21 protein-coding genes are annotated in these 21,448 nt (G+C 66.4%); 7 read left to right on the top strand and 14 right to left on the bottom strand.

Translation table 11 applies throughout. The features are described 5' to 3' along the window. Window positions 1–94: 94 nt before the first annotated feature. Window positions 95–1,123 carry an alpha/beta hydrolase gene (locus DES44_RS09435; RefSeq protein WP_083525503.1) on the bottom strand — a complete coding sequence of 343 codons (1,029 nt, stop codon included), beginning with the start codon at window positions 1,121–1,123 and terminating at the stop codon, window positions 95–97. 120 nt (window positions 1,124–1,243) lie between these two features. After that, window positions 1,244–2,152 carry a LysR family transcriptional regulator gene (locus DES44_RS09430; protein WP_058934722.1) on the bottom strand — a complete coding sequence of 303 codons (909 nt, stop codon included), beginning with the start codon at window positions 2,150–2,152 and terminating at the stop codon, window positions 1,244–1,246. Window positions 2,153–2,254: 102 nt separating this feature from the next. Between DES44_RS09430 and DES44_RS09425 the strand changes: the two genes are divergently transcribed. Together DES44_RS09425 and DES44_RS09420 are read left to right on the top strand one after the other, a co-directional pair. Then, entirely contained in the window at window positions 2,255–3,025 is a 771-nt protein-coding gene (locus DES44_RS09425; RefSeq protein ID WP_058934721.1) for an enoyl-CoA hydratase/isomerase family protein, read from the top strand. A 33-nt stretch (window positions 3,026–3,058) separates the two neighbouring features. Further along, on the top strand, window positions 3,059–3,742 hold the full coding sequence (locus DES44_RS09420) for a peroxiredoxin-like family protein (protein WP_058937345.1): 684 nt from the start codon (window positions 3,059–3,061) through the stop codon (window positions 3,740–3,742). Between the two features lie 28 nt (window positions 3,743–3,770). Here DES44_RS09420 and DES44_RS09415 read toward each other — a convergent pair whose 3' ends face one another. The 3 genes from DES44_RS09415 to DES44_RS25010 form a co-directional block, all read right to left on the bottom strand. After that, the gene (locus DES44_RS09415) at window positions 3,771–6,347 is read right to left on the bottom strand and encodes a DNA internalization-related competence protein ComEC/Rec2 (protein ID WP_058934720.1); all 2,577 of its coding nucleotides are present in this window, start codon (window positions 6,345–6,347) and stop codon (window positions 3,771–3,773) included. Between the two features lie 372 nt (window positions 6,348–6,719). Then, window positions 6,720–7,220: a hypothetical protein gene (locus tag DES44_RS09410; RefSeq protein ID WP_157592942.1), complete on the bottom strand. Its 501-nt coding sequence runs from the start codon at window positions 7,218–7,220 to the stop codon at window positions 6,720–6,722. Between the two features lie 70 nt (window positions 7,221–7,290). Then, entirely contained in the window at window positions 7,291–7,461 is a 171-nt protein-coding gene (locus DES44_RS25010; RefSeq protein ID WP_157592941.1) for a hypothetical protein, read from the bottom strand. Window positions 7,462–7,573: 112 nt separating this feature from the next. Between DES44_RS25010 and DES44_RS09400 the strand changes: the two genes are divergently transcribed. Further along, window positions 7,574–7,975, top strand: coding sequence for a hypothetical protein (locus tag DES44_RS09400; protein WP_058934717.1), 402 nt, complete (start codon window positions 7,574–7,576; stop codon window positions 7,973–7,975). Window positions 7,976–8,717: 742 nt separating this feature from the next. After that, window positions 8,718–9,533: a DUF72 domain-containing protein gene (locus DES44_RS09395; protein WP_083525501.1), complete on the top strand. Its 816-nt coding sequence runs from the start codon at window positions 8,718–8,720 to the stop codon at window positions 9,531–9,533. Here the strand turns inward: DES44_RS09395 and DES44_RS09390 are convergent. The 5 genes from DES44_RS09390 to DES44_RS09370 form a co-directional block, all read right to left on the bottom strand. After that, window positions 9,457–9,699 carry a hypothetical protein gene (locus DES44_RS09390; RefSeq protein ID WP_058934715.1) on the bottom strand — a complete coding sequence of 81 codons (243 nt, stop codon included), beginning with the start codon at window positions 9,697–9,699 and terminating at the stop codon, window positions 9,457–9,459. The two genes, DES44_RS09395 and DES44_RS09390, sit on opposite strands and share 77 nt — an antisense overlap. Continuing rightward, entirely contained in the window at window positions 9,699–10,406 is a 708-nt protein-coding gene (locus DES44_RS09385; RefSeq protein ID WP_058934714.1) for a glycosyltransferase family 2 protein, read from the bottom strand. The genes DES44_RS09390 and DES44_RS09385 overlap by 1 nt, the downstream gene beginning before the upstream one ends. Then, entirely contained in the window at window positions 10,403–11,026 is a 624-nt protein-coding gene (locus tag DES44_RS09380) for an SAM-dependent methyltransferase (RefSeq protein WP_058934713.1), read from the bottom strand. The genes DES44_RS09385 and DES44_RS09380 overlap by 4 nt, the downstream gene beginning before the upstream one ends. A 74-nt stretch (window positions 11,027–11,100) precedes the next feature. Then, on the bottom strand, window positions 11,101–12,174 hold the full coding sequence (locus tag DES44_RS09375) for a PIG-L deacetylase family protein (RefSeq protein ID WP_083525500.1): 1,074 nt from the start codon (window positions 12,172–12,174) through the stop codon (window positions 11,101–11,103). Continuing rightward, window positions 12,162–13,358, bottom strand: a complete 1,197-nt coding sequence (locus DES44_RS09370) for an acyl-CoA dehydrogenase family protein (protein ID WP_116001461.1) — start codon at window positions 13,356–13,358, stop codon at window positions 12,162–12,164. The genes DES44_RS09375 and DES44_RS09370 overlap by 13 nt, the downstream gene beginning before the upstream one ends. 250 nt (window positions 13,359–13,608) lie before the next feature. Between DES44_RS09370 and DES44_RS09365 the strand changes: the two genes are divergently transcribed. After that, window positions 13,609–14,088 (top strand): RidA family protein, encoded by a 480-nt coding sequence (locus DES44_RS09365; protein WP_058934710.1) that lies wholly within the window; start codon window positions 13,609–13,611, stop codon window positions 14,086–14,088. Further along, window positions 14,088–14,588 (top strand): disulfide bond formation protein B, encoded by a 501-nt coding sequence (locus tag DES44_RS09360; RefSeq protein ID WP_058934709.1) that lies wholly within the window; start codon window positions 14,088–14,090, stop codon window positions 14,586–14,588. Before DES44_RS09365 ends, DES44_RS09360 begins: the two co-directional genes overlap by 1 nt. A gap of 327 nt (window positions 14,589–14,915) precedes the next feature. Here DES44_RS09360 and DES44_RS09355 read toward each other — a convergent pair whose 3' ends face one another. Beyond that, the gene (locus DES44_RS09355; protein ID WP_058934708.1) at window positions 14,916–15,539 is read right to left on the bottom strand and encodes a LysE family translocator; all 624 of its coding nucleotides are present in this window, start codon (window positions 15,537–15,539) and stop codon (window positions 14,916–14,918) included. Between the two features lie 111 nt (window positions 15,540–15,650). On the opposite strand from DES44_RS09355, the gene DES44_RS09350 reads away from it, so the two are divergent. Next, window positions 15,651–17,240 (top strand): alkaline phosphatase D family protein, encoded by a 1,590-nt coding sequence (locus tag DES44_RS09350; protein ID WP_058934707.1) that lies wholly within the window; start codon window positions 15,651–15,653, stop codon window positions 17,238–17,240. 105 nt (window positions 17,241–17,345) lie between these two features. Here the strand turns inward: DES44_RS09350 and DES44_RS09345 are convergent, their stop codons facing one another. From DES44_RS09345 to DES44_RS09335, 3 genes are all read right to left on the bottom strand, one after another. Further along, window positions 17,346–18,005, bottom strand: coding sequence for a helix-turn-helix transcriptional regulator (locus DES44_RS09345; RefSeq protein ID WP_147307031.1), 660 nt, complete (start codon window positions 18,003–18,005; stop codon window positions 17,346–17,348). Between the two features lie 195 nt (window positions 18,006–18,200). Beyond that, complete coding sequence (locus tag DES44_RS09340) at window positions 18,201–19,589, bottom strand: DUF1501 domain-containing protein (RefSeq protein WP_058934705.1); 1,389 nt, start codon at window positions 19,587–19,589, stop codon at window positions 18,201–18,203. Between the two features lie 15 nt (window positions 19,590–19,604). Then, a complete protein-coding gene (locus DES44_RS09335; protein WP_083525499.1) occupies window positions 19,605–21,335 on the bottom strand; it encodes a DUF1800 domain-containing protein in 1,731 nt (576 codons plus the stop codon). Window positions 21,336–21,448: the final 113 nt, after the last annotated feature.

Genomic DNA, 21,448 nt, shown 5'->3' with positions numbered 1-21,448 from the left:
GCGCTTTTCTTGGGGTCCCGGTGAGCCCGGGTCTTGTTCTTGAATTGTCCCCGTGCGCCGCGCATCGGGGCTATGCCGCCAAAGGGGGCCCTCTTCAGTCGGTCTTGGATTGGCAGCCGTCTACGGGCGTCCACGCACCGGGCTTGCCCTGGCCCACCCACGCATCAAACGACACCAGCGCCTTGACCAGGGTCGTGTCCAGCGGCTGCGTCAGGTTGGTGTAGGAGGACAGGTCCCCTGCCGGTGCATCCTTGAGGACATGATTCATGCCTGCAATGATGCAGATCGAGGCTTCCTTGCGGGCCTGGGCGAGCGCCGTGGCGTCCTTGACCAGCACCTGGACATCGGTGGCGCCCTGCACGATGAGCGTGGGCACCTTCACCTTCGCGAATTCCACGCGGGGGTCGATGGCGAAGGAAGAGATCAGGAAGCGCTGGACTGTGGGCGAGTAGAGGCTCATCAGTTCGGCGGGCACATCGTCCACTGTCTTCCCGCTCTCCAGGGTCTTCAGGATCCGCTCGCTCTCCGCCACCAGGGCGGGGGGCAGCTTCGGGTGGACCTGGCGACGCAAAACGTCGGACAGCCGATCGGCCGCACCGGCCACCGCCACCAGCGCTGCCGCCTTGGAACGCTGCACGGCCTGGGCGCCGATCAGCGCGCCTTCACTGTGGCCCACAACCACCACCCGACTGAAGCGGGGGTCGGCGGCGAATCGGTTGACCCAGGCGACCACATCGTCCACTTGCATCTCGAAGCGGATGTCGCTGTTCTTGGTGGGCGGCGAGGCGGTGGGCAATACCCGCTTGTCGTAGCGAAGGGAGGAAATGCCGGCGTCCGCCAGTGCATCGGCCAGCAGGCGCTGGTGGTTGCTGCCCACCTTGGCGCCCCATGGGTTGCCGTCTCGATCCCACCCGCCGGACCCTGGCACGATCACCATCAATGGGGTGGGGCCGGTGCCCGCAGCCACCCGCAGGGAGCCGCTCAAGGTGGTGCCGGTGCTCGGCTGGGTGACCGGGGTGTCCCGCTCATCCGGCGCTTGGGTCACGGCATCTGCCGACTGGGCCAGCGCGCAGGCCAGCACGCCGGCGATCAGAACGCCCAGTGGACGCATCAAACGATTCATTCCCACACTCCCTGTTTTTGATGGCCGTGCTTTTAGCGCAAGCCGAAGGGCGGATCCAGGCAGAGACACCCTGGATGGGCGATTGGTGGTGGCACTTCCCCCTTCAGTGGGAGCGGCCTGTCAGCCCAGGACATCGGGATCGTGGGTAGGCGGCTCTTGCAGCGACGCTTCCATGAAGGCCGCAAAGGCTCTGGCCTTGGCACTGGCCAGGCGACCGGTGGGATAGACGGCCCACAGCTCGATCTCCGGCAGCGACCAGTCGGTCAACAGGCGCTCCACGCGCCCGTCCGCCAGTTCAGGCGCGAACATCCAGTCCGACGCAATGGTCAGGCCCATGTCGGCCAGGACCGCCGCGCGCACGCCTTCCGCGGCGCTCAGCCGCACCCGGCCGCGCACGGTGACCGAGGACTGCGCCGTCCCCTTCTGGAACTGCCACGCCGGCGCGTTCTGCGAGAACAGCAGGGCCTCGTGGTCGGCCAGGTCGGCGGGCACCTGGGGGCGACCCGCACGCGCCAGATAGCCGGGCGTCGCCAGCACCGATCGCTGCGAGCGCGCCAGGACCCGGGCCACGGCGCCCGAGTCCGACAGTTGGCCGGTGCGCAAGGACAGGTCGATGCCCTCGGCCACCAGGTCGATGGGGCGGTCGTCCAGCACCATGTCGATGGAGAGATCCGGATGCGCGTCGAGGAAGCGCGGCAGTTGCGGAATGACGTGCAGGCGAGCAAACGTCGGCGCCGCGGACAGGCGCAACACGCCGGAGAGGCCCCGCCCTGCGCCCCGCGCTGCCAGTTCCGCCTCCTCCGCTTCCTGCAGCGCCACCTTCGCATGCTCGTGAAAGCGCTGGCCGGCCTCGGTCGGTGTCAGCCCCCGTGTGGAGCGCACCAGCAGGCTCACCCCCAATTGCGACTCGAGCTGCGCCACCGTCTTGGAGACGGCGGGTTGCCCCACCTGCAGCAGCCTGGCCGCAGCGGAGAACGAGCCAGTCTCCACCACCCTCACGAAGGCCGTCATCGCCTGGAACCTGTCCATCGTATTCCTACCGGGAATGAATCGTATGCCTGGAGTCTATCTTCCATGCCGGCCGCCGCAGAGGAACACTTCAGTCCATTCCCAACCCTTCAAGGAATTTTCATGACTCGCTTCGACAGCTACCAGAACGCATTCGCCAACGCCCGCCTGACCCGCTCCCCCAGCGGCGTCCTGGAGGTCACCCTGCACACCCAGGGCGGCAAGCTGGTGTTTGACGGTCACACCCACGAGCAGTTCGTGGAGCTCTTCCACCAGATCGGCTCGGACCCGGACAACCGCGTGGTCATCCTGACCGGCGCCGGCGACGCCTTCATGGACGCGATCAGTCCCGAGGGCTTCGACTTCTTCACCCCGCGCGGCTACGACAAGATCTACCGCGAAGGCAAGAAGGTGCTGATGAACCTGCTCGACATCGAAGTGCCGGTGATTGCAGCGCTCAACGGCCCCGTCCGCCTGCACTCCGAATACGTGCTGCTGTCCGACATCGTGCTGGCTGCGCCCACCACCGTGTTCCAGGACAAGCCGCATTTTGAATTCGGCATCGTGCCCGGCGACGGCGTGAATCTGCTGTGGCCGGAAGTGATTGGTAGCGTCCGCGGTCGCTACTTCCTGCTGACCCGGCAGGAATTGGACGCGACCACTGCGCAGGCCTGGGGCGCGGTGAACGAGGTCGTGCCGGCCGACCGGCTGCTGGCCCGTGCCCATGAGATCGCCGAGTCGCTGGCGCAGTTGCCCCCGCTGACCAGCCGCTACACCCGCATCGCCCTCACGCAGAAGCTGCGCCGGCTCATCGACGAAGGCGTGGGCTATAGCCTGGCCCTGGAAGGCATCAGCGCCGCCGAAGTGGCGCGCTCCATGGCTGCCGCCGCCTGATTCATCCCTCCAACCGCACACGAAAGAAACATGATGTCTTTGCAAGCCCAACTGGATGCCTTCAAGGCCGACTTCGAAGCCGGCAAGCCGCCCTACCAGGTGCCGCCGGAGGTGATTGCGGTCATGCACCGGGCGACCGCCGAATTGGTGGCGTCAGGCGCGGCGCAGCGTGCGCTCAAGGCGGGCGACCGCGCCCCGGCGTTCACACTGCCCGATGCCGACGGCACCCTGGTCAGTTCCGCGCAATTGCTGGAGCGCGGCCCGCTGGTGGTGAGCTTCTACCGCGGCGTCTGGTGCCCGTACTGCAACATGGAACTGCAGGCCTTGCAGGCTGCCCTGCCGGACTACCGCGCCGCCGGCGCGAACCTGGTCGCCCTGTCGCCGCAGACGGCTGCCAACAGCCGCAAGTCGGCGCGGCAGAACGGGGTGGAGTTTCCGATCCTGTCGGACCTGCGCAATGAAGTGGCGGCAGCCTTCGGTCTTCGCTTCGAGCTGCCTGAGTATCTGGTGGACCTGTACAAGCAGCTCAAGAACGATCTGCCAGGCTTCAATGCCGACCCCAGTTGGACACTGCCGATGCCGGCCCGCTACGTGATCGCCCCGAGCGGCGAGATCGTGTATGCGGAGGTGAATCCGGACTACACGCGACGGCCAGAGCCGAGTGACTTGCTGCCGGCGCTTCGCAGCATTGCGACGAGGACGCCGAGCCCTCTGTAAGCCCTGCGGCTTTGCCTGGCGTCGCGGATCAAGGCCCTTCAGGTCCTTGCACGCCACTGACCGGAGGCGGTAGCCAATACCGCCTTCGGTGCGCTCGTTCGCAGCCCGGCTCGAGTCCGAGTCCGGACGTCCAGAAGGGCCGGCCTGACATTGCGACGCTGTCGGGCTTATCGGGCTTATCGGGCTTATCGGGCTTATCAGGCTTGTCAGGCTTGTCAAGCACGTCTGGCTTGCCAGGCCCGTCTGGCTCCGCTGGCACCGCTGGCTTGGCGGAATTGAGGCGATTGGCTGGGTTGGCTGGGTCGGCGGAGTTAGCTTGCATAGCTTGAGTGCTGCTCCGCCAGACCCAGGCGCCGCAGTCCGGGCTGTTGACCACCAAGGCCCCTCGCTGCCGGTATCGGTCCACCACCTCGGGACGCGGATGACCAAAACGGTTGAGGTACCCGGACTGCACAGCCGCCACCGTGGGGGAGGTCGCGTCCACGAATGCGGCGGTGGATGAGGTGCGACTGCCATGGTGGGGCACGACCAGCACATCGGTCCCCAGGCCTTCCCATCCGTCCATGGTCACCAGCTTCGCCTCCTGCGCCGCCTCGATGTCGCCGGTCAGCAGCACGCGTCTCCCGCCAGCTTCCACGCGCAGCACACATGAGCTGGCATTGCGCTTGAGGTCCGCGGCCTGGCCGGGTGGCGGCCACAACACGTCGAATTGCACCTGGTCCCACACCCAGTGCTGGCCCCGCTCGCAAGGCTGTGCATCCGGCACTGCGCCCCAGCGGTGGGTGACATGCAGCCCTCGGAGCAGCGGCTCGGTACCGCCGGCATGGTCCTGGTCGGCGTGGCTGACCATCAGCAGGTCCAGCGTCCGCTCCCCCAGCCCGCGCAGAAGGGGCAGCAGGACTCGATCCCCCGCATCCGCGTCCACGCCCCAGGCCGGACCGCTGTCGAAGACCAGCGTGTAGCGGTGGGTGCGCACCACCGCCGCACTGCCCTGCCCCACATCCGGCAGCAGCAACTCAAAGGTTCCTGGGTCAGGTCGATACAGGACCGGCCACAGCAGGGGCACGCAGAGGCCAAGACCAGCCAGACGCACCGTCCAGGTCCACGGCAGCGCCACCACCACGCCCCCCACGAGACCCAGCACCTGCGCCCACAACGGCGCCCATGGCAAGAACCAGACGGCTGCGTCCACGCGGTCCAGCCATTCCAGCCAGAGATTCAGCCCTGAGACGAGCCAAGCGCCGGCCTGCCAAAGCGGGGTCCACACAATGCCGAGCAAGGCCAGCGGTGTGAGGGCGTAGGACACCAGGGGAATGGCCAGCGCATTGGCCAGCAGACCCACCACCGACAGCTGCTGGAACAGCAGCAAGGTCAGCGGGGCCAGGCCGACCGTGATGACCCATTGCGAGCGCAGACCCCCAAAGACAGTGGCGCGCCAGCCGCCCTGCGATCCGTTGGCGGCCGATGAAACTGCAGAAGGGAGTCCGCCGGACGACATCAGCAGCGCCACCGCCCCGAATGACAGCCAGTACCCTGGCTGCGTCAGCGCCCATGGGTCGGCACCGGTCACGCCCAGCGCCGCGACGGCCAGGCTCATCGACCACGGCCATTGCGCGCGCGCCTGTTGCAGCAGCGCCAGGATCAGCAGCAGCCCGAAGGTCCGCTGCGCCGGCACGCCCCACCCCGAAAAGAGCGCATACGCACCTGCCGCCAGGATGCCGATCCACAAGGCCGCGCGAGGTGCCGGCCACCACAGACACAGCAGGGAACTGCGCCGCCAGCACCATCCCGCCAGGCCTCCCGCCATCCATGCAAACATGGTCACGTGCATGCCGCTAACGGACAAGAGGTGTGCCACGCCGGTGTCCCGGTACAGGGCCCAGTCCGCGGATGACACGGCGCCTTGATCGCCCAGGCTCAGGGCCGAGAGCACGCCGGCTCCACGGGCGTCGTCCACCTCGCGCTGGATCGCTTCACGAAAGCGTTGCCGCCAGGCGTCCACGGACCAAGGGCGGCCGTCGCTCTCCCGCGTCTGAGCTTTGCCGCTGCAACTGCCGACGGCGGGAATGTTCTGGGACAGCAGCCACAGGGCGCTGTCACTGCCATGCGGATTCATCAGACCGCGCGGTCGCCGCCATTTGACCTGCAAGGACCAGCGCTCGCCGACCTGTGGCGTTGACGGCATGCCGTAGCAGGACAGCAGAACGCGGCTGGGCCACGGGGGCGTCTGAGGCGTCTGAGGCGAAAGCTTGAACTCAAAGCGCCAGCCCTCGGTCCCACCCATGCCCAACACCTGCTGGGGCAGTGAATCGACAAGTCCTTGCACGGCCTGCGTCTTGCCTTCCAGGCGCGGGTCCAGCCGATCGTCCATCCGCATCTGGGCGCGGGCGGCGCACCAGACGAAGCCGAGCAGCAGCGCCGCAAGACCCCACATCCACCAGCGCCGCGTCTTCAGAGAGAGCGACACCATGAGCACCAGCATCCAGCCGCACACGGCCCACTCCCACGCCGCTGGCAAGCGGGGCAGACGATGCACGATGCCGATGCCGCAGAGCGGCGCGATCAGCACCAGGGTCCATTGCCAGGCGGTGGAGCGCGTCAGCACCGGGAGTGGCTGCGGCTGAGATCGCGATGGAGATCGAGATGGCGGCGATTGGATCGACACGGCGACGGTACCGGCTGGGTCATGGAGCGCCATCCGTCTCAAGAAGGCGACATGCCGGTAATCGTGAACGGTCTCAGCCGCTCAGACTTTGCTTCGCATCAACGCTTGGCCGCAGCCACCCGCCAGGGGGTCATCGAGGGGAGGACGAGCACCCCTTTTAGTCGGCCTCGCAACATTCATTCGCAGGCGAACCGGAGTGGGACAAAAGCCGGCATGGCGTTGGCACTCGACATCGGCGCCAAGGTCAACAGGGCGACGTGCAGTGGTGAGGGGCAAAGCCCGTTTCCCTGCACCGCCCAAGTGACGGGCCGGTCATTGGCAGCTGCCGCTATCCCAGCCCGGAGAATTCTCCGCAATCAGCTTGATCCGGCGTTCTGCACCGCGGCCCAGCACGCAGAACTTCGCGTAGTAGCCCCGCGTGGGATCGGAGCGGTCAGACGGCCTGACGTTCAGGCTGACGTAATAAGCCCGGTTCTCTGCCAACTCGAGGGCAGGCGATGCAGGGACGCCTTCCAGCGTCTGTCCATAGGCAATGCACGAGAGGGACGAGACGGGGAGACCTCCCCCTTGCATCTCCCACAGCCGCGGCGCCCACATCTTGCGGCCCGACTGATCGGCGTCATCCACCACGGACATCGCCTGGATACGGGCAGCGGGGTCCCGTTTGGCGTTCTTGGCCGGCACCGCAAAACACGCCCGGCCGTCTTCCAGCAGCGTGACCTCCGCAGTCCCCATGCCGGACATCGCCCAGCCTGGCACGGCAGCCAGGAGTGCGATGGAAGCGACGAGCGCGCTGTTGCGGAAGATTGGCACGGTCGGCAGGGTTCTCGAAGAAATCGCAGAGTACCTCTTCATACAGGGCGATGTCCTTGATGTGGTGAGGCTAGGCGGATTCTCCATGCTCGTTGAGGTGCGTGAGCACGAAGTAGTCGGCCAGGATATTGCCCTGCGCTTCCATGTTGTAGTCGCTGAGCTTGCGGCCCGTCTTCAGCCCGTACTGCTGCGCGGCGCTTTCCGCATCGGGCTTTCGCTCACTCTTTGCGGTCGGTAGCACTCATCCATTGCGCGGGAGGCAGATATGCTTCTCTGGCATCTCGCCATCTCCATTTCCACCGCCACCGCATGAAGTCGCTGCCGCTTGAATCACCACCCGCCATGAGGCCCGAATGCCGTACGCATTGACGTTCATCAAGCAAGTGGAACTGTCGAGGCCCGACGAGTACATCAACGACTGCTGCAAGGGTGGGGACGTGGTGCTGGATCGCCTGCTGCCAGCGCTGCGGATGCGCTACGGCAACCACCTCCAGTCCAACCAGGAAGACTGGGGCTGGTTCATCTGGTCTGTAGACGGGCCGGTCCAGCTCGCCGTGGACATCGCGACGGACGATGATGGATTGACCTTCCAGCTGCATCTCACTTCCCGCCGGCCCAGGTTCCTCCTGAGCGACAAGATTGAAGACAGCCCCCAACTCGAATCACTCCGAGATTCGGTGGTGAGAGAACTGACCACCTGGCCTGTTTCGAACCTCACGGTTGAACGTGTCAACGAGAAATACCTACCCAGCTAGCTAGCAGGCCGAGCAACGACGCAGAAACCTTGTCATCAGGCTTGCCACGCCACCCTGCCAATGGTTCAACTCCATCGCGTCCATCGCCTGCTCCACCGCCCTCAACCTGCGACGCTGGCTGCAAGTCTTGCTGCCGTATGGCTCATGCGGCATTCTGTAAAAACATCCAACACCGAGATTCAATTCCAACTATCGTTTGGCCAGCTTATTTCTTTTCGCGCAAGCCATGACTACGACACCCACAAGAAATCCTAACGCGATCATGATTGACTTATGCAACGCGACTGAATAATCAAATCTGTCAATCATCATTGCAAAATTACTCCCAATAACAACCAAAAGAAATATCAGAAGTTTCCACCAACCCGTTTTTGATACAAAATGACTTGCGAATCGAACCATGAAGAAAACATACACAATAGAATTAACAAATATCTGAGGGTCCATATTTAAATAAACACAAAGGGAGCAACTTGGCGGGGGAGACGGCCGACTCCTTTACTCAGTGCAAATCACCTCGCTGTTGGGCGGTAGTAAAAACCCTGGAAGCAATCACGACGCCGACCCACGCAAGGCGGAGGCCGACTGAGCGATGCGTTCTTGCAATTGCGCCACTGCTGCACGAGACGTCGCAGTCTTCGCGGCTCCTGTGATCAAGGAAGCAATCAAGGCAACGCGCCGGGAATTGGAATTGCTGTGTCATTGACAGGCAGCAAGCCAGCCGCAAACGCTCGAGTCGCCCATGCCCCCTCCCCTCGTCATCGGCACTGCCGGCTGGAGCATCCCCAGCGCTGAATCCGCCGATTTCCCGGGCGAAGGCAGCCACCTGCAGCGCTACTCACGCACGCTCACCGGTGTGGAGGTCAACAGCTCCTTCTACCGCCCCCACCAGCCGCAGACCTACGCGCGATGGGCCGCTGAAACCTCGCCAGATTTTCAGTTCTCGGTGAAGATGCCCAAGGCCATCACCCATGAAGCCGCACTGGCGCCCAGCGAGGACCTGCTGGTCCCCTTCCTGGAGGGAGTCGCGCAGTTGGGCGAACGGCTGAAAGTGCTGCTGATCCAGCTGCCGCCGTCCCTGTCGTGGGACCGCCGCACCGCTGCCGCGTTCTTCCGGCTGCTCTCGAAACTGACCGATGTGCCGGCCGTCTGCGAACCTCGCCACGCCAGTTGGTTCGCGCCAGAGGCGGACCAGCAACTGCACGCTGCCCGCATCGGCCGGGTGGCGGTGGACCCCGCGCACCATCCGGATGCCGCGCTGCCCGGCGGATGGCTGGGCCCACAGGCAGACGGTGCGGGCGCGGTGTTGTACCGGCGATGGCATGGAGCGCCTCGCATGTACTGGTCAGCCTACGACCCAGCGTGGTTGCAATCGCGTGCGGATGAATTGCTACGCTGGCATAACGACGCCCAGCAATGGGTCATCTTCGACAACACCGCGTCCGGCGCAGCCACGGCCAATGCGCTGGACTTCCAGCAGCTTACTGGGACTGTTCCTCGTCGTTCTTCCGAATCCCCCGAAGGTTCATCAAGAACAAACCGACCTGCAGCGCGATGAGGGCATAGGCCTGGGTGTGCCATCCCCACACAACCCACAGCAGGTTGCTCAGCACAAAGGCCCAGAAGCCCCAGAGCCGCTTGCCAGGACTCTTGGCCGCCACCAGCCAGCCCGCGACCAGGGTGACCACCATGGCTGGCCATTGGACCGCGTCCAGCCAGTCCATCACAGCACCTGCCGATCCGCCCCAACACTCAGTGCGCCGAGGGCGGCTGCCCCGAGTCCATTGAGATAACTGGCAAAGCCGCCGACGACCCGGCCCGTGCGGCGCGCGCTGGTGGACACCCTCACCGTATTGGTCCGGGCGATGGTGCCGCCCATGGCCTTGAGCCGCTGGACCAGGTCCGCATCCTCATGGCAGGCCAGCGGTGCGAATCCGCCGGTGCGCAGATAGGCTTCCGCAGAAATGCCCAGGCTGGCGCCGTGTACATGGCCATGGCCCTCGCGGTCGTCGTAGAGCGACTCGTAATGCTCACGCTCGCGCCGGCTGAAGCCTTGCCAGTCCTCCACCGTCACAACGCCGCAGACCGCATCCGCCCGCTTCCCGCGCGACCACGCGGCCTGCTGCGCCAGCCAGCATGGCGCAACGGCTGTGTCGGCGTCGGTGAAACACAGCCAGCTCACCCCGCGCTCGATCAGCGCAATGGCCCCGGCAGCGCGGGTCCTGCCCACATTGCGATGCTGCACGTCCAGCGTCTCGATGCCAAGGACGGCCGCTACCTCGCCGGTGCGGTCCGTGCAGGCATCGAGCACCACGAGCACCTGCACCGGTTCACCGCCCAGGTCGGGATGCTGTGCCGCCCTGCGCAGTGCTTGCAGGCACTGGCCGATCAACGCTTCCTCGTTGTGGGCCGGCACCACCACGCCCATCATGATCGGCCTCCGTTGTCTGCGCAGAAATCCGCGCCACCGCCGGCGCCGCGCTCCACTTGGGGCGACCGCCCCTGGATCCAGACGTCGATCAGGAAATCCTTCTCGCGATGCATGCGCACGTGGCTCATGTCGCCGGAGGCCTCGAACACGTCCTGAAGCACGCCATGGGAAATCTCGCCGGTGGAGAGGAAATCGTCCGCCGACTGTCGCCAGTGACAGGCCAGCAAGGTGCCGCCGGGGCGAAGGCTGCGGAGACACCGCTGGGCGACCGCATGGCAGGCCGGCGTGTCCAGGTAGTAGAGCAGCTCGCTCAGCACGATCAGGTCGAAGCGTTCGGTGGGCCATTCATCCGGGACTGTCATCTGGCGCCAGGTCAGCCCCGGTCGAGCGCCCACCTGCTCAGCGGCGCGGCCCAACGCCGCAGCGCTTGCATCGGCACAGAGCAACTGATCGCAGCGGGCCAGCAATTGCTCGCTGAGCACGCCGTTGGCGCAGCCGGGCTCGAAGGCACTGGCATAACGACGTTGCGGCAGGCAGGCCAGAGTGACGGCGCGCTTGCGGATTTCGTAGGGACTGGTGCGGTAGTTCCAGGGGTCGGGACGCTGGAACAGCTGGTCCATGTGGTGGATGAGGGGAACGCCACAAGGGCTACCCGCCAGGGACGAGGCGACCGCGGTCGCAGAAGAAGCGAAGGTCACGCGGTGTCCTCTCGAAAGAAAAATTCCGACGGGCGCAGCACGCGCTCCGTGGCGGTGGGCGGCAGCACGGAGGGACGTTCATCGTCCGGCTCGATCTGGCTGCGGTGGGCCTGCAAGGCGGCCTGCTTGCGCTGACGCACCGCCTCAGGAAGGGGCAGTTGCATCAGCCGATGCCAGGGCACCCGGGGGTCGCCGGGCGACGCCCAATGCCACATCCACACCGGCATCTCCAGCAAACGGAAACCCATGCGCTGCGCCAGCACCGCGCAGGCGCGCCCGCAGGCTTCATGGTCGGGATGCCCGTCCAGGCGCCAGGTGGTGACCACGAGGTCGTCGGGCCGCAGCAGCGACGAGAGCTTCTGCACCAGTTCCGCTTCACGCTGGGCCACCTGACCATCCGGCAAGCGGAGCAGCCGCAGCGACACGCCGCTGCCCAGTGCGGTCAGGCCGCGAGCCCGTTCGCAGGCCCGCTGACGGACCAGCTCCATGGGAGTCCAGCGGGTGGAGTCGGGATGGCTGCCTTCACCGTCGGTGACGCCGATGAGCAGCGGCTGCCGATCCGTCTCGGGGACATCGGCGGGGCCACCCATGGTGTCGGCGGTGCCCCAGAAACGAGACGCGCTGACGCTGCTGAACGACGTCGCTCGGTGGGACGAGCGGGGTGCGCTCGCAGTCGCCGATGCGCTGGCAGTCGCCGATGCGCTGGCAGTCGCCGATACGCTGGGAGACGCCGTTGCGCTGGGAGACGCCGTTGCGCTGAAAGACGTCGAGTCACGCGCAGTCGCCAAAGCCCTCGCTGCTGCGTTCTGCGCCGCGATCGAAAGCAGCCCACCACAGCCTAGCACTTCATCGTCCGGATGCGGCGCCACGACCACCAGGCGTGCTGTTGACGACAGCAGGTCATCCATGTTCAAGGACGGGAGGGCCAGCAGCGTGGAATCGGCCCACCACGCCGCCTCAGAAGTCCCGGCGCCTTCGATCTTTCGGTCGCCGACGTCCGTCACCGGCAGGGTCGGCAGCACAGTCGTTGCAAAGGGGGTGGCGGGAGCCGCTCCGTTTACAAGCGCCATGGCTGCGCACCCGAGGGCTCTGCCTCATCCACCAGGACCGACAGCGCACCGAGCGCGGCCAGATCCCGATCGCCATGGCTCTGGCGGAGAAACACTGGCAGATCGGCCATCAGCCGCGCCAGATGGGCATGCCGACAGAAGGGGCCAGGGCCGAGCGCCTGGGTGACTGCCCGGATCACCAGTTGGGCGGTCTCGTCGGTGGCGGTCCGCACGCGCAGGGTCCAGGCCCGCGCTTCGGCGCTGGGATGGCGGTCGATCCAGGCGGCGGCCTCGCGCAGCAGAGCGGCGTTGGCACTGAGCAGCGCGTCCACCTGACCCATGGCCAATTGGAGATGCCAGGCTTCGCCCTGGCGCAGGCTGGTGGCCAGCCGCAGCGCTTCGGCCAGGGCTTCCAGGGCGCCGTGCCAGCAGGCGGCGATGCCTGCGCCGCCTTGCCAGAAGCCCGGTCGGTGCAGATAGGCGCCTTCACGCCCGAGCAGCCGCGCGGGCACCTGATCAAAGGTGACGCTTGCGGTCCCGGTCGCGGCCATGCCGACGGCGGCCCAGGCCGAGTCATCCCGATGCACGCCCTGCTGGCGCAGGTCCACGTCAGCCAGCCAGGGTCCGCTGCCATCGGACATCCACACGGTCAGCAGGGCCCGCTGCACGTCGCTTGCACCGGAGCACCAGGCCTTGCGACCGGTCAGCACCACGCGGCCGTCGGCGGCACGCGCTGCCTCGACCCGCGCATCCGGCGCTTCCGCCGCCCACACCGCATAGGCCGGCGGCACGGGCGCGGGCCCGCCCCCTTGAGCGGCCACGCCCGACTGCATCGATGGCGACTGCAGATCCGCGGCCGGCACCACCTCGGTCAGCACCGGCGCCGCGGCCACTCGCGGCCCGCGCGTCGCACCGACCGATTCCAGTTCGCTCAGGATGGCCCGCGCATCGGTATGGGATTCATACAACTTGGCGAGCGCCAGATCGTCCGAGGCCACCAGACCCAGCATCCGCCAGCGCACCAGTGTGCTGCCCTGGCCGGGACGGGGCAGATCATCCAGTCCGGCGTCGATCAACTGGCGCAGCCGCGCGCCAGGGCTCTGGCCCTGGCTCAGGCGCAGGCCGTCGCCGAGGCGTCGCAGCGGAAGCGTGTCGGCATCAACCGACGCGTTCAGCACGGGAACAGGGACTTCGAGCAGTTGCATGCTGAGGAATTGGCAAGCGCCGTGCCCTGATCTACGTCTTGCAACGCCGAGCGGCCTGCACCGCCTTTCCTGGGGCAGGCCTTGCCTATGCCCGCCAAGTGGTTGGCTGCATGGAGCAGGCGGCCCGAAGCCGGCGCGGCGTCCGTCGCGTCCGTCGCGTCCGTCGCGTCCGGGACGTCTGTTCCTCTCCAGCGGCGTTGTGTCGTGGGGTGTAGGATTCGCTGGATTCAGCAACCTTTTCCTGTTTCCCATGACCTCTGCCGCCCCTTCCACTGTTCAAGAGCGCCTGCAACAACTGGGCATCACCTTGCCGCCCGTGGCGGTGCCGGCTGCCGCCTACGTGCCCTTTGTGCGCACGGGGAACCTGGTGTTCCTGTCGGGCCACATTGCCAAGAAGGATGGAAAGACCTGGGTGGGGCAACTGGGCAAGGACACGGACACGGCCACGGGCAAGGCTGCGGCGCGCGCCATTGCCATTGACCTGATGGGCACGCTGCAGGCGGCGGTGGGCGACCTGAGCAAGGTGACTCGCATCGTCAAGCTCATGAGCCTGGTCAACAGCACGCCCGACTTCACCGAGCATCACCTGGTGACCAACGGTGCTTCCGAGCTTTTCGTGGAAGTCTTTGGTCCGGAGGTTGGCGCCCATGCTCGCAGCGCCTTTGGCGTGGCCCAGATCCCGACCGGTGCCTGCGTCGAGATTGAACTGATTGCCGAGGTCCGCGCCTGATGCGCTTCCTGCTGACCCCGCCGCGGATGCTGGCCACCGCGGCGGTTGTTTCGCTGGCTGCTCTGGCGGCCGCGCTCGTGGCCCAGTATCAGTTCGACATCAAGCCCTGTCCTTGGTGTGTGATGCAGCGCGGCATCTTCATCATGATTGCCGTGGTCAGCGTCCTGGGCTGGTGTCTGCACCGTGTCAAGGCAGCGCGAATCGTCGCCTTGCTGCTGGTGGCGGCGCTCGGCGTCGCCGGCCTGGTGGCTGCGGGCTACCAGCACGAAGTCGCATCGAAGCTTGCCAGCTGCGACATGACCTTTGCGGACAAGGTGCTCACTGCGCTGGACCTGGAAGCGCGTTGGCCCAGCGTCTTCATGGTGACGGCGTCGTGCAGTGAGGCTTCGGCCTACACCTTGCTGGGCCAGCCCTACGAGATCTGGAGCGGCCTGCTGTTCACGCTGATTGCGCTGGGGTCGCTGCTGACGCTCAAGCGCCGCCCTCGCCTGCACGCATAGTCACCGCTGCACCTTGGACAAAGTCCTCGGTGCAGTGATCGACGACGTCCTCGGTGCAGTCACAAACGAAGTCCTCGGTGCAGTGACCGACGACGCCCTCGGTGCAGTGACTGACGACGTCCTCGGTGCAGGGATGTGACGGGCCGGGTGCCTTTTGCGGAAGTCAAGGAAGGAATGGCCCGCGAAGCGGGACAGGAGGGACATGGAGCAAAAGGTGCCCGGCCCGTCAAATCCCGTGTTGAGCGCGCAGCCTCCCCCGTCACATCCCGTGTCGAGCGCGCAGCCTCCCCCGTCACATTCCAAGTTCAAGCGCAAAGACCACGCCCCTCACCGCCCGACCACCAGCTTCACCCCGAGCCCGACAAAGACGGCCCCCGCCAAGCGATCGAGCCAGAGCCCCACGCGGGGTTGGCGATGAATCCACCGCCCGATGGCCCCTGAGAAATAGCCTAGCAGCCCGAACAGCAACGCGGCCTGCGCGGTGAAGACCAGCCCTAGCTGCGCCAACTGCAGGCTTTCATCCCCTCGGCCTGTCACCACGAACTGCGGCAGGAAGGACAGGAAGAACAGCACCACCTTTGGATTGATGGCGTTGGCAAACACCCCTTTGAAGAACAGCCGCCCCAGCGACTCCTCCACGGGCGCCTGATCCAACCGCAGGGACCCGGAGCTCCGCAGAGCTCGCACGCCCATCCACACCAGATAAGCGCCCCCGCAGACTTTCAGCGCGGTGAAGGCTACGGGCGAGGCCGCGATCAACGCGCTCACTCCCACCACCGCCAAAACCGTGTGGCTCAGACACCCCAACGCACAGCCTAGCCCGAAGGCCATGCCATGCCGACGTCCTTTGGACAGGCCCATGCTCAGCACCATCAGGTTGTCGGGACCTGGCGACGCGGTCACCAGCAGGGCGGCGGCGAGAAACGCCAGCAGTTGTTCAATCGACAGCATGGCTGCAATCTTAGGGCCGGTCGCTCCTTCGCCCCGAGGCCGTGTCGCGTCATGGACCTGTCACGCCGCCCGGCCAGCATCCCGGTTTTTGCCACCTCGGGAGTCACTCTCATGGACCGCCGCCGCTTCCTCAATGCCAGCGCCCTGCTCGGTGGCGCCACCTTGCTTGCGCCTCATGCGGCGCGAGCCCAGGCACCCGCGCTCATCACCCGCGACGGCATGCGCCCGCAAATGCCTTCCGGCGTGCAAAGCGGCGACCCCCTGGCCGATGCGGCCGTGGTCTGGACCCGCGGCGACCGCCCCTCCCGCATGTGGCTGGAATGGTCCACCACCGCCAGCTTTGCCAATACCCAGCGCGTCCGCGGCCCCCACCTCCTGCCCGACACCGACTTTACCGGCCGCATCGACCTGCGCCAGCTCCCCCCGGGCCAGGAGATTTTCTACCGCGTCATGCTCCAGGACCTGCACAACGAGCGCGTCATGTCCGAGCCCCTGCAGGGCCACCTGCGCCTGCCCGGCGCCGCCGGCCGATCACCGCTGCGCAACGTCCGCTTCTGCTGGAGCGGCGACACCATGGGCCAGGGCTGGGGCATCAACCCGGCGTGGGGCGGCATCGGCATCTATGAGCAGATCCGCCGCCTCAGCCCCGATTTTTTCCTGCACAGCGGCGACACCATCTACGCCGACAGCCCCATCCCGGCCGAGATCAAACTGGCCAATGGCGACATCTGGAAGAACCTCGTCACCGAAGAGGTGAGCAAGGTCGCCGAAACCCTGGACGAATACCGCGGCCGCTACCGCTACAACCTCATGGACGAGCATATCCGCCACATGTCCGCCGAGGTCCCGCAGATCTGGCAGTGGGACGACCATGAGATCAGCAACAACTACTCGGACAGCAAGGACGTCTCCGCCGACGCTCGCTACAAGGAGAAGAACGTCCCGCTGCTGGTCGCCCGCGGCACCCGGGCCTTCATGGAATACGCCCCCATGCGCCGCTTCGGCGATGAGGAAGTGGAACGGGTCTACCGCCACCTCCCGCAAGGCCCGCTGCTGGATGTGTTCGTGCTGGACATGCGCAGCTACCGCGGCCCCAACGGCGCCAACCTCGAGACTGAAGAAAACGCCACCAGCGCCTTCCTCGGCCGCACCCAGGTCGACTGGCTGCTGGACGGCCTGCGTCGCTCAAAATCGGTGTGGAAAGTGATCGCCGCGGACATGCCCATCGGCCTGCAAGTGGGCGACGGCAAGGATGCGTCGGGCCGCGACAAGTGGGAAGCCATCGCCAACGGTGACAACGGCGCGCCGCGTGGCCGCGAGATCGAGATCGCCCGCCTGCTGCGCGGCATCAAGCAGCTGGGCCTGCACAACGTGGTCTGGTTGACCGCCGACGTGCATTACACCGCCGCCCATTACTTCGAACCCGCCCGTGCCCAGTTCAACGACTTCCTGCCCTTCTGGGAATTCGTCTCCGGACCGCTGCACGCCGGGGGCTTCGGCCCCAACAAGGCGGATGCGACCTTCGGCATGCAGGTGATGTACGAAAAGGCGCCCAAGGAAGCCAACTCACCGCCGTCCGACGGACTGCAGTTCTTTGGCCAGGTCGACATCGACGCCCGCACCCGCGCGCTCACCGTCACCCTCAAGGACCTGACCGGGGCGTCGCTCTACAGCAAGACACTCGAGCCTCGCCGGGCGTGACCGTGGCGGGGACGATGCCAGCCTGAGGGGCACAGGCAAGCCAGGGCGAGCGGCGCGGCGATGCTCCTGCATGAGGGGCGCCGCCGTCCCGCCGCGCCGACCGGCTCACCGGTATTCGATGGCCCGCAACACGCCCTGCAGCGGCGGCAACTGCGCCACCATCGCCACCAATTCCCGGATGCTTTCGGTGGCGGTCTTGGCCCGAACGCTGGCAATCTGGGTCCGCACCGTGGAGATCGCCACCCCGTGGCGCAACGCGATTTCCTGCGGCTGCAGCCCTTCGCACAGGGCCTGCAGCACGCCCTGCTCCGCCGCCGTCAGCTGATGTTCGCGGGCAAACGCCAGCATCGGCAGTTCCCCGCAGAGGTTGCGTTTACCCAGCACCAGCAGCGCATGCGTCTGCTGGCCATCCACCATCGGCAGCACCGACAGCGACAACCGATGCGGACCACGTCCCAGGCAGATGAGATGTCGCAGGCTGCGCTGCTGCGCATCCAGCAGCGCCTGCTCCAGACGCTGCTGATCATTGCGCTCGGTGGCCGCCAGCAACCCGTCAACCACCTGCACCGGCGCCTCGGGCCCGAGCTGCTCCCGCGCCGTGCAATTCGCATAGACCAGCCGCCCGCCCAGTCCGACCAGGCAGACGCCCAGATCGATCGCGTCCAGCGCGCTGCGCCACCATTTGTCGTGCCCACGCCGGCGCTCAGGCCCGCGGTAGACCGACCACCAATCGAAGTCCTGGGACCTCCCCAGCATTCCATCCATTGCTGCCTCCATCTTCGGGCCAGAGGAACGCGGCTCCGTCTTCGCATCTTCGACACTATGTGCGAATAGCGGAACAACGGCTGGATGTTACGAGATGTGGCCCGGACTGCGTAAGCCAATTTCTAGGGGCTTCGCCCCCCTGTGTTGGGGGGCGAACACATGTCGGGTCTTCCGGACTTTTTACGTGAGCGGCCGTCAGGCGGCCATGAAACCCAGATTCGGGTTGCTGAAGTTGCCGATGCCGGGCAGCACCGACGGCAGGTCGGACGCGCTCACGCCCATCCACAGCGCCAGGGTGGCTGCCAGTTGGTCCACCGCGGTGGTCGGCAGCAAGCGGCCCTGGCCGACGTCATCCGGACCGTTGACCGTCACCGACGGCAGCGTGCCGTAGAAGCGCCCGCCCTTGACCGCGCCGCCCATCACCAGATGGTGGCTGCCCCAGCCGTGGTCGGAGCCGTCGCCGTTGGAGGTCAGCGTGCGACCGAAATCCGAGGCGGTGAAGGTGGTGACGTTGTTGGCCACCCCCAGTTCCTGCAGGGCCGCATCGAAGCTGGCCATGGCGCCGCCCACCTGCGCCAGCAGCTTGGGATGCTGGTCCACCAGCAGGTCATGCAGGTCAAAGCCGCCGATCGACACAAAGAACACCTGACGCGCCGCCCCCAGGGAGGAACGGGCGGCGATCAGCTTGGCCACCATGCTCAGTTGCGACGACAGCGACGAGGTGTCGAACGGCGTGGTCAGGTTGACGCTGGACAGCGCGGTGCTGACGGTGGCCTGGGCATTGATCGAGCGCGCCGTCACCCGGTTGAGTTCCGACTCCATCCAGTGGGTCCGGTCGCCGGTGACCAGCGTGCGAAGCGCTTCGCTGCAGGCCTGCGAGCCAAACAGGCTGCGGGTGACGCCGTTGATGGCGACGGCGCCGCCGCTGCTCATCTGGTACTGCACGGCCTGCCCACCCGACATGAACACCGCATTGCCCGACACGTTGATGCAGGTGAAGGTGGCATTGCCGTTGCTGGAAAGGAACCGGTCCCCCAGGCGACCGCCCCAGCCGGAGATGGCGCCTTCCGGCTTGGACGATTGCCACAGGCTCTGCTGGTCGTTGTGGGAGAACAGCTTGGGCGGCAGCGGCACGCTCTGGGCCTTGTACTGGGCCAGGGTGGTGGGCTGCATCAGGGTGCCGATGTTGAGCATCACCGCCAGGCGGCCGGCGTCGAACACGGGCTTGATGGCGGACAGCGTGGGCGCCAGGGCCATCTGGCGGCCGTCCGGCAGCGCCACCGAGGGCGTCAGGGCGGTAGCGGCCAGTTGATCGCGCGGCGTGGCCAGCGTCTGGCGGATGGTGGAATACGCTGCATGGCTGGCGGCGTCATACGGCACCACCGTATTGCCATAGTCATTGCCGCCATACAGGAAGATGCAGACCAGCGCCTTGTAGTCGCCGGAGCCAGTGGCCGCCGCGGCTTCGTTGATGGCGGCCAGTTGCAGCGCCCAGGGGGCGGCGGTGCCGGCCACTGACAGGGCCGAGGCATGCTTGAGGAATTCGCGGCGCTTGAGCGACGCCAGGCGGGACACGTGGGCCATGGTGAGGAGCTCCGCTTATTTCTGGATCTGGTAGTCGGGGGAAGCCAGCAGCAACAGCCAGCCGGCCTTGACGCGGTTGAGCTTGCCGGCGTCATTGGTCGCGGCAATCGTCCCCACGGCAGTGGTGATGGTGGTCAGCGTGGCGTCGGAGACACCGCCCAGCAGCGTGGCCTGACGCTTGACCAGGCTCGCGGCATCGGCCGCCAGGGCCAGGTCGGCGGTGTAGTCGGGTTTCATGTCCCCGATGCCGCCATTCACCAGGCTCTGCATGAAGTTCAGATAACCCGCCACCGTGCTTTCATTGCACAGCTGGAACTCCGGCGCCGTCACATTGTTGGTGCCCAGCTGCGAGTTGGGCGGCACATAGCCGGGACGGAAGAAGTTGAAGACCGAGCCGCTGCGCAGCGGGCTCTGGCCCAGGCGGCTGGACGGGTTGCTGCAGTCGCCGATGGCCCAGAGGTCCCCCGGCGAGGTGAAGCCGACCGTGCGCGCCCACTGCACCATGCGCTGGATGGGTTCGCGCAGCTTGCCGCCGCTGGGGCTGGTGGTGGCGGTGCGGGCCTCGTTGTCCAGCAGGATGGCGCGGATGACGGCACGCATGTCGCCACGTTCGCCCTTGCCGTTGTTGTCGAACACCGCGGCCACGCGCTGCACGTATTCCGGGCTGGGGTTGGACGCCACCAGGCGCTGGATCAGTTGCCGGCCGATGAAGGGGCCGACATTGGGATGCGCCACCAGCGTGTCAAGGGCCATCTTCATGGCGGTCGGACCGTCGGCGGTGTCCGGGATGGTCACGTCCAGCACCTTCTTGGCGCCGGTGGAGAACCGGGAGGCGGTGTGCACCATCGGCCGGTTCATGTAGCTGTAGTCGAGGCCGTTGGCGTCGGTGGTGGCGAAGTCCCAGCCGGTGAAGACCCGCGCCAGCGCCGTGATCTGGTCCAGCGTGTAGGTGTCGATCGTCTTGCCGTTGGCGGTCTTGGGCGTGCCGTCCGGATTGAGCTGGCTCAGGCCAATGGTGAAGAGCTGCATCACCTCCCGCGCATAGTTCTCGTCGGGTTGACGGCCGGTCTTGGGATCTTCCTTGCGGTTGCCGCGCATGGCCAGGTACACGCCCATGGCCGGGGACAGCGTCACGCCTTCCAGCAGGTCCCGGAAGCTGCCAAAGCAGCGGGCTTCCAGCATGTCCACATAAGCGGCCGTCGCGAATTGCGGCCAGGCCACCGGGATGCCGTTCATCGACACCACGAAGATTTCCGAGAGCGCCAGTGTCACGCGCTGACGCAACTGGTCGGGCGAGCCGATCAGCTTGCGCCACAGCGTGCTGTCCATGCCGGCCAGGCTGTATTTGTAGCTCTCGGCGCCGTAGCCCTTGGCCACCAGCCAGTCGTAGTGACTGGTGGTGCGGGGCACGCTGAACTGCTGGTCCAGCCACGCGGTGAAGCCGTCGGCCTTGAGCTTGGTGATGTCACTGTCGCTGGCGGCGAAGCCGGCCTGGCCGAGGAAGCGCGCAGCTTCTGCATCGGAGGCGGGCTTGGCGCTTTGCGGCACGGTGTTGGGCGTGTCGCCGCCGCTGTCGGCGCCTCCGCCGCATGCAGCCAACACAGCGGCTGCCGCAGCGGCGGCCGTCAGGGCACCGGGCTTGAACACGGCGTCATCGCCTGCCTGCGCACTCAGCGGCGCGCTCGACGTCGTGGTCAATGGCGCGTGGGAGGCGGTGACGAAGTCAGAGGTTTCAGTGGTGTGCATCGCGACACATGGGCTTCAGTGGATGCCGCATGGTGTCGGGATTGCGCGCGCTGCGCACCGTCATTTGTATAACAGGTGCATCGGGCAGCAACAAAGCGGAAATGTGTGATTTC

Source organism: Roseateles depolymerans (assembly GCF_003387155.1).
In the GTDB taxonomy this organism is placed as follows: Bacteria; Pseudomonadota; Gammaproteobacteria; order Burkholderiales; family Burkholderiaceae_C; genus Roseateles; species Roseateles depolymerans.
Note: the sequence above shows the minus strand (reverse complement) of the source record. Positions and strands in the feature narration are given on the sequence as shown.

Excerpts from the sequence above, each read along its gene's own strand:
- DES44_RS09435 (WP_083525503.1), bottom strand. The coding sequence starts at position 1,123 with ATGAATCGTTTGATGCGTCCACTGGGCGTTCTGATCGCCGGCGTGCTG.
- DES44_RS09430 (WP_058934722.1), bottom strand. The coding sequence starts at position 2,152 with ATGGACAGGTTCCAGGCGATGACGGCCTTCGTGAGGGTGGTGGAGACT.
- DES44_RS09425 (WP_058934721.1), top strand. The coding sequence starts at position 2,255 with ATGACTCGCTTCGACAGCTACCAGAACGCATTCGCCAACGCCCGCCTG.
- DES44_RS09420 (WP_058937345.1), top strand. The coding sequence starts at position 3,059 with ATGTCTTTGCAAGCCCAACTGGATGCCTTCAAGGCCGACTTCGAAGCC.
- DES44_RS09400 (WP_058934717.1), top strand. The coding sequence starts at position 7,574 with ATGCCGTACGCATTGACGTTCATCAAGCAAGTGGAACTGTCGAGGCCC.
- DES44_RS09395 (WP_083525501.1), top strand. The coding sequence starts at position 8,718 with ATGCCCCCTCCCCTCGTCATCGGCACTGCCGGCTGGAGCATCCCCAGC.
- DES44_RS09390 (WP_058934715.1), bottom strand. The coding sequence starts at position 9,699 with ATGGACTGGCTGGACGCGGTCCAATGGCCAGCCATGGTGGTCACCCTG.
- DES44_RS09385 (WP_058934714.1), bottom strand. The coding sequence starts at position 10,406 with ATGATGGGCGTGGTGGTGCCGGCCCACAACGAGGAAGCGTTGATCGGC.
- DES44_RS09380 (WP_058934713.1), bottom strand. The coding sequence starts at position 11,026 with ATGGACCAGCTGTTCCAGCGTCCCGACCCCTGGAACTACCGCACCAGT.
- DES44_RS09375 (WP_083525500.1), bottom strand. The coding sequence starts at position 12,174 with ATGGCGCTTGTAAACGGAGCGGCTCCCGCCACCCCCTTTGCAACGACT.
- DES44_RS09370 (WP_116001461.1), bottom strand. The coding sequence starts at position 13,358 with ATGCAACTGCTCGAAGTCCCTGTTCCCGTGCTGAACGCGTCGGTTGAT.
- DES44_RS09365 (WP_058934710.1), top strand. The coding sequence starts at position 13,609 with ATGACCTCTGCCGCCCCTTCCACTGTTCAAGAGCGCCTGCAACAACTG.
- DES44_RS09360 (WP_058934709.1), top strand. The coding sequence starts at position 14,088 with ATGCGCTTCCTGCTGACCCCGCCGCGGATGCTGGCCACCGCGGCGGTT.
- DES44_RS09355 (WP_058934708.1), bottom strand. The coding sequence starts at position 15,539 with ATGCTGTCGATTGAACAACTGCTGGCGTTTCTCGCCGCCGCCCTGCTG.
- DES44_RS09350 (WP_058934707.1), top strand. The coding sequence starts at position 15,651 with ATGGACCGCCGCCGCTTCCTCAATGCCAGCGCCCTGCTCGGTGGCGCC.
- DES44_RS09345 (WP_147307031.1), bottom strand. The coding sequence starts at position 18,005 with ATGGATGGAATGCTGGGGAGGTCCCAGGACTTCGATTGGTGGTCGGTC.
- DES44_RS09340 (WP_058934705.1), bottom strand. The coding sequence starts at position 19,589 with ATGGCCCACGTGTCCCGCCTGGCGTCGCTCAAGCGCCGCGAATTCCTC.
- DES44_RS09335 (WP_083525499.1), bottom strand. The coding sequence starts at position 21,335 with ATGCACACCACTGAAACCTCTGACTTCGTCACCGCCTCCCACGCGCCA.